15 protein-coding genes are annotated in these 15,026 nt (G+C 42.2%); 7 read left to right on the top strand and 8 right to left on the bottom strand.

Annotated features, from left to right (window positions below):
* Positions 1–16 precede the first annotated feature (16 nt).
* From SporoP33_RS06445 to SporoP33_RS06435, 3 genes are read right to left on the bottom strand one after another with little or no spacing between them, the layout of a single operon-like run.
* On the bottom strand, positions 17–1,363 hold the full coding sequence (locus tag SporoP33_RS06445) for an MATE family efflux transporter (RefSeq protein WP_081242959.1): 1,347 nt from the start codon (positions 1,361–1,363) through the stop codon (positions 17–19).
* Complete coding sequence (locus SporoP33_RS06440; RefSeq protein WP_081242958.1) at positions 1,360–1,827, bottom strand: GNAT family N-acetyltransferase; 468 nt, start codon at positions 1,825–1,827, stop codon at positions 1,360–1,362. Before SporoP33_RS06440 ends, SporoP33_RS06445 begins: the two co-directional genes overlap by 4 nt.
* A 53-nt stretch (positions 1,828–1,880) precedes the next feature.
* Positions 1,881–2,450, bottom strand: a complete 570-nt coding sequence (locus SporoP33_RS06435) for a TetR/AcrR family transcriptional regulator (RefSeq protein ID WP_081242957.1) — start codon at positions 2,448–2,450, stop codon at positions 1,881–1,883.
* Between the two features lie 197 nt (positions 2,451–2,647).
* Here SporoP33_RS06435 and SporoP33_RS06430 point away from each other — a divergent pair, with 197 nt between their 5' ends.
* Positions 2,648–4,084, top strand: a complete 1,437-nt coding sequence (locus SporoP33_RS06430; RefSeq protein ID WP_081242956.1) for an NAD(P)H-binding protein — start codon at positions 2,648–2,650, stop codon at positions 4,082–4,084.
* Between the two features lie 69 nt (positions 4,085–4,153).
* On the opposite strand, the gene SporoP33_RS06425 is transcribed toward SporoP33_RS06430, so the two are convergent.
* On the bottom strand, positions 4,154–4,468 hold the full coding sequence (locus tag SporoP33_RS06425; protein ID WP_081242955.1) for a hypothetical protein: 315 nt from the start codon (positions 4,466–4,468) through the stop codon (positions 4,154–4,156).
* A 397-nt stretch (positions 4,469–4,865) separates the two neighbouring features.
* Here SporoP33_RS06425 and SporoP33_RS06420 point away from each other — a divergent pair, with 397 nt between their 5' ends.
* Positions 4,866–5,378 (top strand): flavin reductase family protein, encoded by a 513-nt coding sequence (locus SporoP33_RS06420; RefSeq protein ID WP_081242954.1) that lies wholly within the window; start codon positions 4,866–4,868, stop codon positions 5,376–5,378.
* Between the two features lie 73 nt (positions 5,379–5,451).
* Here the strand turns inward: SporoP33_RS06420 and SporoP33_RS06415 are convergent, their stop codons facing one another.
* A complete protein-coding gene (locus SporoP33_RS06415) occupies positions 5,452–6,336 on the bottom strand; it encodes a hypothetical protein (protein ID WP_081242953.1) in 885 nt (294 codons plus the stop codon).
* A 218-nt stretch (positions 6,337–6,554) separates the two neighbouring features.
* Here SporoP33_RS06415 and SporoP33_RS06410 point away from each other — a divergent pair, with 218 nt between their 5' ends.
* The 4 genes from SporoP33_RS06410 (at position 6,555) to SporoP33_RS06395 (ending at position 11,115) form a co-directional block, all read left to right on the top strand.
* Positions 6,555–7,628 (top strand): AIM24 family protein, encoded by a 1,074-nt coding sequence (locus tag SporoP33_RS06410; protein WP_155961317.1) that lies wholly within the window; start codon positions 6,555–6,557, stop codon positions 7,626–7,628.
* A gap of 188 nt (positions 7,629–7,816) precedes the next feature.
* Positions 7,817–8,656, top strand: coding sequence for a response regulator (locus tag SporoP33_RS06405; RefSeq protein WP_196796877.1), 840 nt, complete (start codon positions 7,817–7,819; stop codon positions 8,654–8,656).
* Positions 8,649–9,686, top strand: coding sequence for a HEAT repeat domain-containing protein (locus tag SporoP33_RS06400; protein WP_081242950.1), 1,038 nt, complete (start codon positions 8,649–8,651; stop codon positions 9,684–9,686). Before SporoP33_RS06405 ends, SporoP33_RS06400 begins: the two co-directional genes overlap by 8 nt.
* 4 nt (positions 9,687–9,690) lie before the next feature.
* A complete protein-coding gene (locus SporoP33_RS06395) occupies positions 9,691–11,115 on the top strand; it encodes a glycosyltransferase family 2 protein (RefSeq protein WP_081242949.1) in 1,425 nt (474 codons plus the stop codon).
* A 62-nt stretch (positions 11,116–11,177) separates the two neighbouring features.
* On the opposite strand, the gene SporoP33_RS06390 is transcribed toward SporoP33_RS06395, so the two are convergent.
* Both SporoP33_RS06390 and SporoP33_RS06385 read right to left on the bottom strand, forming a co-directional pair.
* The gene (locus tag SporoP33_RS06390) at positions 11,178–12,581 is read right to left on the bottom strand and encodes a purine-cytosine permease family protein (RefSeq protein ID WP_081242948.1); all 1,404 of its coding nucleotides are present in this window, start codon (positions 12,579–12,581) and stop codon (positions 11,178–11,180) included.
* Positions 12,582–12,894: 313 nt separating this feature from the next.
* On the bottom strand, positions 12,895–13,791 hold the full coding sequence (locus SporoP33_RS06385) for a catalase (protein WP_196796876.1): 897 nt from the start codon (positions 13,789–13,791) through the stop codon (positions 12,895–12,897).
* 112 nt (positions 13,792–13,903) lie between these two features.
* On the opposite strand from SporoP33_RS06385, the gene SporoP33_RS06380 reads away from it, so the two are divergent.
* Positions 13,904–14,452, top strand: coding sequence for a YusW family protein (locus SporoP33_RS06380; RefSeq protein ID WP_081242946.1), 549 nt, complete (start codon positions 13,904–13,906; stop codon positions 14,450–14,452).
* Between the two features lie 201 nt (positions 14,453–14,653).
* On the opposite strand, the gene SporoP33_RS06375 is transcribed toward SporoP33_RS06380, so the two are convergent.
* Positions 14,654–15,004 carry a DUF3899 domain-containing protein gene (locus SporoP33_RS06375; RefSeq protein WP_196796875.1) on the bottom strand — a complete coding sequence of 117 codons (351 nt, stop codon included), beginning with the start codon at positions 15,002–15,004 and terminating at the stop codon, positions 14,654–14,656.
* Between the last annotated feature and the right edge of the window lie 22 nt (positions 15,005–15,026).

The following is a 15,026-nucleotide window of genomic DNA, read 5'->3' as shown; positions in this document are numbered from 1 at the left end:
GTGAGCCGACGTGATTTTATTGAGGTAATGAATGTCGTGCAGCATTTCGCTGATACCAATAGATCCCGGCAAACACAATAAATTCTGATGCGGGAATTGACAGCCAAATACCGTTCAATCCAAAGAAACGAGGCAAGATCATCAGGAAAATCAGCATAATGATGATTTCTCGTGACGCCGTGATCCATGTGGCCATACGGACGTTGCCGACAGATTGATAATAAGTCATCATCACAAAATTTGTGCCTGTAAACAAATACGCAATGAAGAATAAATTAATTCCCGTTGCGGCCAATTCACCGACGTTTTTAGGGAAGTCTCCGAAGATAGACACGATGGGGCCTGCAGCAAATTGTCCGACTAAGAAGAATGTAATGCCGGCAGCTGCAACTGTAAATGTGGCTTTTTTCATCGTTTCTTTCATCCGCGCGCGGTTACCTGACCCGTTGTAATAACTGATGAGCGGCTGAATCGCACCTCCCATTCCGAGGAAAAGCATCAGCATAACGCTGTGCACATAGTTCAAAATGGAGAATGCCGCAACGCCTTCTGTACCGGCCATGCGTTCAAATGCAATATTATGTGAAATAGTAAAAACTGAAATACCTAATTCGGAAAGAAAGCTTGGGAATCCGATGAAAATGATCGCAGTGAACAGCTTTTTATTAAACGTACACTTCACCAATTGTAAATTATTGCTCTTTCTAAAGAAATGTGTGACCAGCACGAGCATACCGAGGAAAGAAGCGATGATGGTTGCCAGCGCAGCGCCTGTAACGCCATAATCAAAAATAAAGAGAAACACATAATTCAGTATGATGTTAACGACAGACGTGACGATTAAGCCTGCCATGGAAAGGGTGGGCGCGCCGTCATTTCGCACAAAAATACTGAATGTATTCTCGACAGTGAAAATAAATCCGAACAATAAAATGACAAATAAGTAATCAGAAACATAAGGGAACGTCGTTGGATTAGCTCCAAGTGCATAAGCAAGAGGTTCCCGGAAAATAAATGCGGTTAGCCCCAGAATGATAGTAATTAAGAAAATTGATAAAATGGCGTGTGTTAAAATGGATCTGGCTTTCTGTTTATCCCTGACACCCATTGCCATGGAATATTTTGTGGCGGCGCCAATGCCAATCCAAAGAGATACAGCAAAGAAAATTGTATAAACGGGAGCCGAAATTCCGACTCCCGCTAAAGCTTCTGCACCCAATCGGTTACCGACCATAATGCCGTCCGCCACAATATTTACTGCCATCAGCAGCATGCCAATTGTTGAAGGAATTAAATAGCGCAAAAAAATACGTCCTACCGGTTCAGTGTCCAGCCGATCCAATTTGGGTGAAGAAAGGCTCATTGCACAGGGCTCCTCCGCAGATCAAGTTCCATGATGAGACAAGGGAATTCACCTGCATCGTCTATTTTTCCGTTAAGTACGAATCCGAATTTTTCATATAAACGCTGTGCTTTTTTATTATCGGGATAAATACTTAAATAAATCATGTCACATTGATATTTTTCTTCCATTCTGGTTAATAGAAGTGTAAGGAATCGGCTGGCATAGCCTTTTCCCTGATGATGCTGATCAATCATGAAGCGGTCGAGCCACACATGGCCGCTTTTTTCTTCGCGTCCATGCATTGCATAGCCAACGAGCTCCTCTCCATCATATAATCCAACAGATTTCCATTCAGGTTCAAACTGTGATTGAGCCAGTGAAAATGAATTGCTTTCTATAAAATTCTTTTGGTTTTCATGAACGGATAAATAGGCAACTTCTTGCCAATTTTCATTCGTTACCTCACTTGCGTGGAGGCTCATAATTCCATCTCGCTTTCAATTTTTTGTGAAACCTAAAAACTATTTTTGTTTTATCAGTTTTTTACGCCGTCGTCCTTCTTAATAAAACCGAACAGCAGAATATCGACAATAGAGTCCAGCGCCTCGGTTACCGTAATGCTGTTCTCGTAGAAAAACTTGCGGTCGAGTGTGGAGTTTGTTGCGTCGATGATCAGCTTCATCAGCAACGGAACATTTTGATTGGCAATAATCCCTTCACGGATTCCTTGTTCAATCAATTCACGCAGTTCATCCCATTCGTGAAGAGCAGCGTGAACGCGTTCCCATTGCGCAGGGTGCGTTTTTTTCATCTGATCAAGAATTTGCCAGTTATAAAAATCATTATATTTAGGGATGACCGTAATGGCCCGCTTGATCTTCTCTACCAGGCCTAGTTGGGGATCTTGCATGATCAAAGCTGTCTTCTCGTCAAATTCCTGTAAAGTTGAATCAATAATTGCGTCTAATATTTCCGTTTTAGAAGAGAAGTGCTGATACAATGTGCGCTTGCTGATGCCCAGTCTGCGGGCTAAGTCATCCATTGTAAATTTCATGCTTTTTTCATGAATCTCTTCTAAAAAAGCTTTCATGATGCGTGCTTTCATCTATCGTACCCCTATCGTTATATACAGAGAAAAACTATAAAAACAAAAATAGTTTTCATCGTTCTAATCTAGTATAAGGAATATTGATATGAAAAGCAAAGACTGCGCTTGCTGAAAGTATTAAATTGACAATTACGCTTACTGATTAGTAAATGCGGGTAGTTTGATTGTATACGTACGAGGAAAGGCGGAATATTATGGGGAAAGATCACTTAGTTGTCGCCGTTGCTGGTGCCAGCGGCTATATCGGCAATAATTTATTGAAAAAGCTTAAAGGAAGAGCAAAAGTAATCGGCTTATCACGCAATGGGAATCAGAGGCAAAGTACTGAAGATGTGGAGTGGCGGTCTTGTGATCTGTTTTCGATGAAGGATGCAGAAAAAAGTCTTGCTGGTGCAGATATTGCTGTATATCTCGTTCATTCCATGCTGAAATCAGCCCGGCTGACTCAAGGCACTTTTGAAGACATGGATGTTATATTAGCCGATAACTTCGCGCAGGCTGCTAAAAAGCAGGGCATCAAACAAATCGTCTATTTAGGCGGTATTATTCCAGATGAAGAGATTGGAGACTTATCTCGCCATTTGAAGAGCCGTTTGGAAGTGGAGAGGGTTCTGCGTTCGTATGATGTGCCTGTTACGGCATTGCGTGCAGGATTGATAGTCGGCCCGAAAGGTTCATCGTTTCCCATCTTGTCTAAGCTTGTCAGGAGACTGCCGGTAATGATTTTACCTAAGTGGACACGTTCAAACACCCAGCCGGTAGCGCTTGAAGATGTGATTAAATCATTGAGTTCGCTGATACTGGATTTCGAACCTGCACAGCGCTCAATTGATGTAGGCGGACCGGAAGTGATGACATATAAGTCTATGATGGAAAAGACGGCTGAAGCAGCAGGGAAATCATCGCGAATGATAGATGTGCCTTTCTTTTCGTTGAGTGTATCGAGGTTATGGTTACGGCTCGTTACACAGACGCCTAAGGAGATTGTCTACCCGTTAGTTGAAAGTTTGCGACACCCAATGGTTGTCAGCCCATCACGTTACTTGGAAGGTATCAGTAACGGCAAGATCCCTTTCATGCAAGCGGCAAAAGAAGCGCTTGATGCAGAAAGTAAGGATAAGAATCGCTCGAATAGAAAACCTTCAATGGGGCCGCTTAAACAAGACGTACGTTCAGTACAGCGTATTGAGCTGCCTTACAGCTGGACTGCTGATGAAACAGCGCGTTATTATGTCAAATGGCTTGCTGCTTTTTTAAATCCTTGGATTAAGACCGATGTAGATGATCAGTTGAATTGCCGGATCGGCTTTCTTGGTAACCGGACACTGCTTGCCTTGAGTTATTCTGCAGACCGCAGCACAAAAGACCGTTCACTGTATTATATTACGGGAGGAATGTTAATGGATCCGGATTCCAATGAACGCGGCAGAATAGAATTCCGGAAGATTCCGGGTTCTAATGAGGTCATTGTCGCAATTCATGACTACTTGCCATCCATTCCGTGGTTTATTTATTACGCAACACAAGCGAATATGCATACTTTTGTTATGGCGAGTTTCCGTCGCCATATGAATAAACTCGGAGTCATTGAACGTGACCGGTTAGGAATTGTTGCATCAAACATTATATAAAAGGAAAAAGCAGCCGAATTTGATTCTTCGGCTGCTTTGTACTATTCATCTTTGTGAAAATATGATAATTTATTTTGTTTCCGGACTTACATCTGCATCCGGATCGACTTCCGCATCTGGATCCACTTCAGCATCCGGATCGACCTCGGCATCTGGGTCAACTTCTGCATCCGGATCAACTTCAGTGTCGGGTTCCATATCTACTTCGGGCTCTGTATCTGCGTCATCATTCGGCGTCACATCAGCCGGCTGATCTACATCGATATCGTCATTATCATCAATGACCGGGTCATCGTCTCCGCACGCACTGAGGACGCCGACAGATAATATTGCTGCTGCTCCAACTTTTAATAAATTGTTTTTCTTTAGCTTATTTAGATCCATTTAAGGTATCCTCCTCTAATTGCTTGATAGACTTGCTATGTGTATAATATCCGGTATTTGATCTTGTAAACATTGAACCTGTTAAATGAAACTTTCGTCTTATCCCGGAACAATAATTCATTTTATCATCTGTTGTAAAAGGAAAATAATGATTAAACAATGTACCCAGTTTAGTGAAAACAGAAAGAAAATCACAATAAATGCTGAGAGCCAGTATGCAATACAGCATGGCAGATGGGTCAACGCGTGCATAAACTGATAGAAAAGGATAAAGTAAGCTGAGAATAATGAATAATGACGGAAAAAGTGCTATGATGGGAAAAGAGCTGTCTATTTCAAGTGGACTGGACATGTTCCGTCACTGGAAGTAGCGAATGAATAAAGGAGAGAATATTTTATGAAAAAAGAAGAACAACAAAACTTATTCAAGGAAATTATGGGGAATTATCCTACAGGTGTCACAGTCGTCACTGCGGTAACAGAAGACGGCACGCCGGTTGGATTGACAGTAAACTCGTTTGCTTCAGTATCCTTAGACCCCATGCTTCTCTTGTGGTCAATTGATCATAGAGTTTCATCTATTAAAGCATTTACAGAAGGCGGTAAATTTGCGGTTCACGTACTGGCTGGAAATCAGCAAGAACTTTGCAGTACGTTTGCCAGCCGTGTAGAAGACCGTTTCTCTACATGTAAATGGGAAATGTCCGACCGCGGTGTTCCAATTATTGAAGATGCATTCGGCGTATTCGAATGTAAAACATTCCAAACGATTGAAGCGGGAGATCATACAGTGATTATTGGTGAAGTCGTTGACTTGCACATTGACAAGCAAAAAGATCCAATGCTTTACCACCGCCGAGTGTTCGGTTCAGTGCCGCCTGTATTTTATGAGCAAGACGGAAAAGCCTGAATCTCTGCTGCCTTACAATACAATACGAAAGCCGTCCCTTTCCAAAGGTGACGGCTTTTTGCGTATGTAATAGTTATTTCCGTTTCATCCAGCTTTCCAGCGAGTGAATCGCAATCCCTCGGAACTCTTCGGAATGATTAAATGCATTCTCCGCTTCTTTCAGCTGCTTATCCATATACGCGTTATTTTTGCCGAAGAAAGACAAGTAATCCCCTTCAAAAGACTTACTTGTTTCCACCGCGATGCGTGCTTCTTTTCCTGCTTGGCTCGCATAATCCATTTCGCTTTGCGCTAAGCTGATTATCCCGTTTCGTCCGTTTGCTTTATTGCGGTATGCCATTACGTTAATGCTGTCTGACTGTTCAATCAGCCACTCAGATAATACCCCTTCGCCCATAGAAGTTGTGTAAAACGTGGTATCGAACCAAAAGGGAATATCGATTCCGAAATGGAGGTTGAGGAGAGCTGCCTCACCTGCGGCCAAATGAATGCTTTGCTGATAGCTGTCTATGGTCTTTTGTATGTCGGTATTCCAGTCTGGTAAGATGTAAGGTTCGATATCTAAGTGTATGCCCGCAAATTGTTCTGTTTCATCGGACACCGACTGATATGTTTCTACCCAGTGAAAAAAGTCTTGAACGGATTTTTGATCAGTTGTCCAATGCGGAGCACCGTCCAAGGCGTGAACTTCTATAGTATGCTCGTTTGCCTGTCTGATGAAATGCTGATACGCATCGTCGGGTATATCTGTATTCACTTGCAAATAAAGTATTGAAACATTTTTTCTGTTCATAAAATCAATTAAATCATCGGATCTGTCTGTTATTTGATGAGTGTGCCAAAGCCAAGTTGCTTTCGGCTGATCAGCACGCATAGTCAACATAGGTTTGAGCCAAATAAAATTAGTAATAACCAATAGAAATACCGCCACCCAAATAATTCGTCCCTTTTTAGTCAATATATTCACCTTTCTCTGTTAACCTCTAGTCAATTTGCTATATACATTAGTTTAGGCCTACCATTATATTTTACATCAAGAGATGTGAAAAAGTATAGTATATATAGACTAATAAATTTCCGTTAAATAATTGTTTGCCAGAGTAGTAGATGATATAATAATACTAAAATATGGTTATTTAACGGTTATCGATATATATATGAAGGAGAGACAGATCAGTGAAAAAAATAGTGATAGCCATACTTTTGATCTTCCTCGTCCTTTCACCACGGATTTATTGGACTGTCAAAGAGGAGAGAGTTTTGGATATAGCAGTTATCGATAAATCTGTTGCAAAAGGAGATTTTCGTGAGCACAAGGGGCTGTTTCATATACTCGAAGGCAAGAAAGTCGTCCGCCCTGATGGGGAATTGTATGATTTTACTACTGATTATTATGGTTTTGACCCGTTTCAGCAGAAAGCGCTGGAGCCATTTCGCGCACGCCCTCTGGATATGATTTATGTGGCTGACACATACGGAGTATTCAGCGATGATGTAAAGAAGCAGCCCGATGGTCAGCGTTCTGAACTTATTTACGGAGGTATGGAATTACCGGAGTGGAATGAGCTGATGGACAGTAAAGCGGAAAGCACAACATTAATAGCGGAATTTAACAGCTTTGCATCACCTACAAGTGAAGAAGTCAGTATCGTGATGCAGAAGAGTCTGGGGATAACGTGGACGGGGTGGATCGGCCGTTATTTTTCGGACTTAGCAAATGAAGAAATACCGCAATGGCTTGCAGAAGGATATAAAAATCAGACGGACAAAGAGTGGGTTTTTGCCGGGCCAGGCCTGGTATTTGTCCATACGTCAGGGCAGATTATTGTTTTGGATGGCCAAGAGAATAAAAGTGCTGCCCATTTCCAGCTGACGGCAGCAGGGAAAAAGAAATTTCCTGATGTCTATTCCTCTGATTATCTTTATTGGTTTGACGTGGTAGAACCAGCAGAGCAGACAGAAGTGCTGGCAACGTATGAATTTGACCTGACTGAAAAAGGACGCAGTGTGCTGCAGGGAGCTAATATACCTGAAACATTCCCCGCTGTGCTGCACCAGAATCAAACCCGCACGTATTATTTTGCGGGAGATTATGCGGATTTTGACAAACGGCCGATTTTGAAATGGCAGGGAATTCATAACGTCTATAAATATTTTGCGGAGGATGTGTCTGCATTTTATTGGCTGACATACTTTCCGATGATGGAAACGATTTTGGATGAAACCTATGAAAGAAAGACTAAAGGATAGTTGGCAGCTAATCCGATGTTTTCTCTTTGCTGCCTTGCTCTATTTTACAGCCCCAAGAGTACGGATAGCTGCATAAATCAGTAATACGGAATACCGTTTGCAATAACGAAAACTCCGCGGGCTCTCGCAGTAAAAACTTACGTATAGATATTCCAGCAGCTGATTTGCTGCCGAAGGGTGTAATGAGAATGACAAATAAGGAACGTAATATAGTGGATGCAGCACTTTTTCCGCAGTTTTTCATGTGGCAGAAAGCAAATACAAAACGCTTTCGGCAAACATTCACATTGGTGTTCGTGAAAAGTCCGGACAGCCCTGCAATCAAACAGTTAGTCCTAAGGCAAATCAGGGATTCAGATCTGCTGTTTAGTTTTCCGGCAGGTGAGCCGGATATTATTTTAATGGCAAATACAAGAGAAGAAGAAGCGGATGTGTTCATCGAAAGGCTGCGTCAAACGGAAGATTCCAGAACATATCGGGTAGGGATTGCAGTTGTTGAAATCCGCAATGGCGACGTAACACTGGAAAATATACTGCAGACGGGATCTGACGCAGTAAACCGTGCAATTCAATTAACCGGAAATACTCCGTTTGTCAAAGAACGTTCGTTCAGAAAACTGGAGCAGCAGATAATACGTATCAGCATAATTGATGAAGATCCTGTCGTCACGACGGTCGTTCAGAAATTGGTGGAACGCGTATCGATTAAACAACTTGAACTGGAAATAAAAGTGTTTCATGACGGACAGTCATTTTTGGACTCTGCCTGGTATGAGTCTTCCCATACACATTTGGTCATCGTGAACGATATACTGCCCAGGAAAAATGGTTTGGAAGTGCTCTATGCATTGCGGCAATTACCAAATACACAAAAGTATCATGTGTTTATGATGACCAAGCGTAAGAATGAAGCGGAAATGATATTCGCTTATGAACACGGAGTAGATGACTATATAACGAAACCATTTAATCCGAATTTATTTGAAGCGCAAATAAAGAAAGTGTTGAATCGAATTTATTATGGATAAGTTATTATTGACGCTGCTGCTGATCATCCTGTTCATACTGCTCATTCTCTTTATTATGTTTTTTGTTCTTGTATACTACCGTATTCAAGAAGTGAAAAAGAAAGAAAAGATTGCAGATTATATTAAAGAACGCCAGGACGAATGGTATGACTACTTATTTAGAGATAATCTGCAGGCTGAAACACTTATGCCGAAACACACTGTGGAACTGGAAGCAATTGATGAATTATTTTTCCGTCTCAGCTATCATTTTGCATCCGAAGACATCAGCGGAAAAATGAATGATTTCGCAAAGCGATATATGTCCGGCTACTATACTAAGCAATTAAACAGCCGGAGTGCAGGAGTCCGTATTAATACGCTAAATAAAATAAAATTATTTAATTTAACTTTTATGGCGGAAGAAGTATTGAAACAGCCGCAACGAAAGAGAAAATATTCTAAAACGGAGTATTTACTTATTTACGCAATTATTGCGAAGTTTTCTGCAGCTGAATTCGTTGCTCATTTTATTCGTCCGCAAGTTCCGCTTGGAGAATTTGACTATAAAAAGCTTCTTATAGAATTGGAGAAATCACAGATCGATTTACTGGGTGAGAAATTCGATGAATTGCCTGAGTTGCTTCAACTGACGCTGATTGAGATTGCAGGAGTCAACTATTACTTGGATTGGCTGCCTCTGCTGCATCAATGTCTGGACAGCACAAATCAAGAATTACGCATACGGGCACTAAAAAGTATTGCCGAGCTCGAAGTTGCGGACGTTCTGACGCTGTATAAAGAATTCGCATATTCGCCGGTATGGGAAGAGCGTCTGATGACAGCGAAAATACTCCGATCCGCCCCGGCAGAAGATGCGCTGCCTGTATTAAATCAATTGATAGGAGATTCCGTCTATCAAGTTCGTGCCCAGGCTGCGAAATCTATGAAGTCATTAAGAAACGGTCAGCAAGCACTATATTCTGTCATCACTACATCATCAGATGAGTTTGCCGTGGATGTAGCGGAAGAAATGTTCGGAAAGGAGTAATGAGATGAATTTACCTGCTATTACTTCTTCTGTATTTGCATTTGTCGGCTATATCCTGCTGATTTATATGCTGGCTGTCATTTTTGCATACACGTCTATGCTGATCATCGCGTTTACACAGCTGATGAAAGAGCGGAAACTGCAGAAAAACCTGTCAGATGAGGAAGCAGTCGATTTCATCTATACACAGCCTGTCACTATCATTGTACCTGCTTATAATGAGCAAGAAGGGGTGCTCGGTAATATTTATTCGTTATTGGCGCTGCAGTATCCGCAGTTTGAGATATTGGTGGTGAATGACGGCTCAACGGATAATACAGAAGACATTGTGATTGAGCATTTCAATATGAAGCCGATTCGTAAAGTAGTGAATCAGCAGCTTGCCACGCAGCCAATTGAGGCGATGTATCAATCTGTTATGCATCCGAATCTTTTGCTGATTACGAAAGTGAACGGCGGGAAAGCCGATGCGCTTAATGTTGGGATCAACGTGTCGCAGTATCCTTATTTTTGTTCCATTGACGGTGACTCCATTCTGGACCGCAATTCATTGCTGCGGGTGATGAAGCCGATTATGGAGTCAAACAAGGAAGTGATAGCGACAGGCGGCAACGTAAGGATTGCGAATGGTTACGAAATACAAATGGGACAGGTAGTCAGGGAAGGGCTTCCAGATTCAGCTGTTGTGAGGATGCAGATTATAGAATATATGCGTGCTTTCCTGATGGGACGCATGGCGCTCAGTAAGTTTAATCTCGTGTTAATCATTTCAGGTGCATTCAGTGTGTTTTCAAAGAAATGGGTGCTGCAAGCCGGCGGGTATGCGAGAAATACAGTCGGTGAGGATATGGAGCTTGTAGTCAAGCTTCATGAAGAACTGGCGGATCGCAAAGAAGATAAAGAAATCGTCTTTACGCCAGATCCTGTCTGCTGGACGGAAGCTCCAGATTCTTTTAAAGACTTGCGCACCCAGCGCCGCCGCTGGCATCAGGGGTTGGCCGAGAGTCTTTGGCTCCATAAGAAAATGGCGTTTAATCCGAAGTACGGTACAGTAGGGTTGTTGTCTATTCCGTATTTCTTGTTTATTGAATTGCTTGGGCCGCTGATTGAACTGGCAGGCTATGCTTATATAGTACTCTCTTTCTTCATGGGAGAGGTCTATATAGCCTTTGCGGCGATACTGGGCTTATTATTTATCTTGTATGGCTCATTGTTTTCTATGACCTCTGTTTTACTGGAGGCATGGAGCCGGAACACCTATCCAAAAATTAATGATTTGCTGCGCCTGGTTTTGCTGTCGCTCACCGAAGTGTTTTGGTACCGTCCGCTGACGCTGTTCTGGCGCGCAGAAGGAATTATTCGTGCATTAAGAGGGAAGCGTGACTGGGGACATATTAAACGCACAGGATTGTCCGAAGAACGTAAATGAAAAAGTGCCTGAAGACCATAGTATTGGTCTTTCAGGCACTTTTTGATTGTATTAACCAGTTATTATCTAATTCTGTCCTCTGCGGTAATATCGTTTGGTTCACGCTGTAAATAATATGAACCTTTCGTATAGACGGCGATGACTACTGTCAATATAGCTGCAAGCAGCGCGGCAAAAAATGCTGCGGTTGACTGCAGGAATATCCCAAGCAGACCAGAAGCGGCAATTGTACCAAATGCGCTGGCTGCAAGAAGTGATACGACGCCTACAGGGTTCCATTTATACAGGAATCTCTGTCGTGCCACATAATAATCAGGTCCAATTTTCAGCCACTTTTTGACGATGAGTGCATCCGTCACCAAGATAGCAGCCCAGGAGAATAAAAATACTCCTTGGAAAGTCATTACGGTATCCAGATGATCCACAATTCCGCCGAGCATCAGTAAAATGGCGGTAACAGCGGAGACGACAACCCAAAATCTGCGTCCCGGTGTAAAACGAAGCACATTCTCGAAGAAATTGGACAATGAAAGTGAACTGCTGTAAATATTGGTGACATTGATTCGTAACTGCGTCAGCATAGTGAATAATGCACCGCCGATACCGAGCAGCAGAACGATGTAGACGCCCGGATCCTTCTCGAGGAATCGTACACCAAACCATATTCCAAGTCCGCCCATCACGCCGTAACAGAAAATCTGCGGAATAAAACCAATCGCAAGGGAACCGAATTTTCGGTCTGAAGGTTTTAAGAAACGTGCATAGTCTGAAGCAAGTAAAGCGGTTAATCCCATAATTCCGTTATGCATACCGATACAGAATAACAGAGCTGTACCGCCAAACTGTACTCCTTCCGGCATGTATGAGAAAACAGATCCGGTGTATACTGCGGGTTTAATGAAAGAGACCACGATAGCTGTAACGAGAAATATCATAAATATTGGCATAGACCATTTCTGCAGCTTGTCCAATTGTTCGATTCCGAACCAGTTAAGCGGAATGACTAATGTTCCGAATACCACAATCAGAACCCATTCAGGCAAACCGGGAACGAAATGATGAACTGCTGAGACAAGTATCAAGCCTTCAAATGCACAATACATAATAAAGTTTGAAGCGTAAATCAGAGAGGTGAGTGAGGCGCCAATATAGCCGAAACCGCCGCCCCGCGAGAGTAAATTGACATTCATGCCCGATTTTGCCGATAAGTATGCAATTACTGTACCAAGCAAGCCAGCTACGATAATTGCATAAATTGCAGAAGCGATGGCGTTTGGTGCGCCAAATTGCAAGGCCATCACGCTGCCCATTTGAAAATAAAAGATGGCAGTTGCGATACCGAATGTAATATTCGTTATGCTTAGCCAGCTTTTTGTCCGGTCTTCAATTGGCACACGGTCCAGGGTGTAATCCTTTTCTTCTTCATCTACTGTATTATCCAGTATCATTTGTTCTTCCTTTGTCATACACATCAGCTCCTTGTAGTGAGTAGTCAACCCCTTCTGCCAGTCTGACTGGTGAATTCTTATTTATAAAGAATTGCTTTTATTCCGCACGTTGAATTGACACGATGCTAGTTTAACAAGGGTGTGATGAAAAAATCAAGTTTATCAATACGGTATAAAAGTATGATTGTTTATATTGCGGTTGTGAATAATTTAAAAATACAATGGAAATTGAAAGAATTGACAAATTGTGTGTGAAATATTTGGTGAAAATATTAAATTATCACATCGGATTATTACCGCCAATAGATTGCGGGCGTTCTCTTATATGAATCTATTCGAGTGCACCGCGCCGTCTGGCTGATTCTGCATAGGCGGCAGAGCGGAAGTGCAGAACCGGATCTTCACTGCACTTTACACCTTCAACTACCACTGTCGGATCAAAGACAATAGATTCAGCATTATCGGCACGCACGGCAGTCAATGTCAGGATGCCTGCCTCAATTTTCTTTCTGTCATTAGGCCACATAACAGTAGGATCATCAGTTGGGTCCCCTTTTTCAGCAAGCTGTATGAGCAGACGAAAGCGTATGGGGATTTCCGCTGACTCTACTTCTTGGATAAGTTTGTTTTCCATAGAGTTGCCTGATAAAGTCCGGTCATTTTGAGGCAGGGGCTGCCATTCAAATCGCACAGCCTGTTTCCGCTGTTCTTGATTCACTAGGTAGTATGCATGGATGGAGTAATAATGTAAGGTCTCATAATTGCGAAGCGGTTTGATCTTCTTCAAAATAGTGCCGAATGCTTTATATTCGGCGTCTTGCAACAATGATCCGAAGCGCTGCGGCCAGGAGCCCGAAGCGCCAAGTGCCTGGATTAGGCGAATGAATGCATCAGGTGTTTTACTGATGAAGATTGGAATATTGGCCATTGTAAGATTTGTAAAGTTATCATCAGGTAATTCAAAGCGAACCGCCATACCTTTAATTGGATTCAGCCGCTGGTTTGGATCAGCACTTGTGGAGCTGTGAGAGAAACGAACGACAGCGGGCACTTCTTTTTTTTGTAAATGGGCTGCGACAGTCCAGGGCATTGCAGCACCGGTCGGCAAAAACACGGCATCAAAAGCGATGCCGGCCGCATGGGCCCGACGTAAATGTCTCTCTGTTGGAACAGCTGATTCAATCGAATCAATAGCCTCTTTTGCAGTTGCCAGGTATTTTTTGTCCATTCGATTCACTCCTTTACTTACCAACATACCCTTCATTAAATAAAACTAATCGATTAAATAATGAAAATCGGGGAATTACTATAAGGAATACAATATACAGGAGGAATTTATAATGAAACGAGCATTACTGACCGGAATTTCTGTCATGGCACTCAGTCTGGCGGCATGCGGGACGGACGCCGCAAAAGACACGGGAACAGAAAACAAAGATGCAGCATCAGCGCCTGTGGAACAGCCATTAGAACCTGCCACTGATGAGACAACGCAAAATTCTATGGGTGAAGGCGAAACGGAAGGATCAGCAGATTCTGCGGCAGGCAATATGGAAGCAGATATGAAGCAGCTTTCATTTAAAGAAATTGAAGTAGAGGTTTCATATGACAAGGACATCGAATACGAAGCAGAAATTGAACAAGATGAAAATGAGCCTGTAAAAGCGAAAGTAGAGGACGAAGTAAATAACGTGCATTTGAAAGGGCAGGAAGCATTTGACGACATATATCCAAAAGTGAAACAGCTAAGTCTGACGAAAGACAGTACAAATGAAGAGGCAATTGATCAGGTGCTGAAAGTCTTTAATCTGGATGCGAACTATACAAAGTTCGAAGTCAAGATTACGTTTAATGATGGCGGCAAACTGAAAGTAGAAGACCGTAAATAATGGAAATAACGCAGCGCTCCTGTAAAGGAACGCTGCGTTTTAATATTGAGAACATCGGTAAAACATATCTCTTATGTATGTAATAGTTTTTAGAAAATAATAAGAGAAAAATGAAAGCGTTTGGTGAACATTCAGTACATATATCCGTCAGGGAGTTAAGACGATTATTCCATTCAGTATATTTGTTCAAAAAATCCTTACTTATTGCTGTATATAATACACCACAAGCGCAACAATCATTAGAACAAAAGCAGGCAAGCCGGCTATAAAAAACCATGCCGGATTCGCTGACATTGCTTCACTGGGAGCACGCATGGAATCGAGCACTTCTCTCTGCCCTTTAGGCGCAAATACTTTCCGTGTACTTTTCATGAAAAAGTCGAAAGAACCCGTACGGATAATGAATACTGCACCGCCGATAAAGAGCAGAAAACCACTGACGAAAAATGAAGTGTTAATATAGCCGAGCAGTGAGATCCGGCCGTATACTGAATATGCTGCGATAATAATCATCAATTGAGATATAAGAAATATAATAACATTAGGGTTCATTGAAATCCTTCTTTTCATTAAT

The sequence above is a fragment of the Sporosarcina sp. P33 genome (assembly GCF_002077155.1).
Lineage (GTDB): Bacteria > Bacillota > Bacilli > Bacillales_A > Planococcaceae > Sporosarcina.
The sequence above is the reverse complement of the archived record's forward strand: the minus strand, read 5'-3'. Positions and strand labels throughout refer to the sequence as shown.

Excerpts from the sequence above, each read along its gene's own strand:
- SporoP33_RS06380 (WP_081242946.1), top strand. The coding sequence starts at position 13,904 with ATGAAACGAGCATTACTGACCGGAATTTCTGTCATGGCACTCAGTCTG.
- SporoP33_RS06385 (WP_196796876.1), bottom strand. The coding sequence starts at position 13,791 with ATGGACAAAAAATACCTGGCAACTGCAAAAGAGGCTATTGATTCGATT.
- SporoP33_RS06420 (WP_081242954.1), top strand. The coding sequence starts at position 4,866 with ATGAAAAAAGAAGAACAACAAAACTTATTCAAGGAAATTATGGGGAAT.
- SporoP33_RS06435 (WP_081242957.1), bottom strand. The coding sequence starts at position 2,450 with ATGAAAGCACGCATCATGAAAGCTTTTTTAGAAGAGATTCATGAAAAA.
- SporoP33_RS06375 (WP_196796875.1), bottom strand. The coding sequence starts at position 15,004 with ATGAACCCTAATGTTATTATATTTCTTATATCTCAATTGATGATTATT.
- SporoP33_RS06440 (WP_081242958.1), bottom strand. The coding sequence starts at position 1,827 with ATGAGCCTCCACGCAAGTGAGGTAACGAATGAAAATTGGCAAGAAGTT.
- SporoP33_RS06425 (WP_081242955.1), bottom strand. The coding sequence starts at position 4,468 with ATGGATCTAAATAAGCTAAAGAAAAACAATTTATTAAAAGTTGGAGCA.
- SporoP33_RS06390 (WP_081242948.1), bottom strand. The coding sequence starts at position 12,581 with ATGACAAAGGAAGAACAAATGATACTGGATAATACAGTAGATGAAGAA.
- SporoP33_RS06395 (WP_081242949.1), top strand. The coding sequence starts at position 9,691 with ATGAATTTACCTGCTATTACTTCTTCTGTATTTGCATTTGTCGGCTAT.
- SporoP33_RS06405 (WP_196796877.1), top strand. The coding sequence starts at position 7,817 with ATGACAAATAAGGAACGTAATATAGTGGATGCAGCACTTTTTCCGCAG.
- SporoP33_RS06445 (WP_081242959.1), bottom strand. The coding sequence starts at position 1,363 with ATGAGCCTTTCTTCACCCAAATTGGATCGGCTGGACACTGAACCGGTA.
- SporoP33_RS06430 (WP_081242956.1), top strand. The coding sequence starts at position 2,648 with ATGGGGAAAGATCACTTAGTTGTCGCCGTTGCTGGTGCCAGCGGCTAT.
- SporoP33_RS06400 (WP_081242950.1), top strand. The coding sequence starts at position 8,649 with ATGGATAAGTTATTATTGACGCTGCTGCTGATCATCCTGTTCATACTG.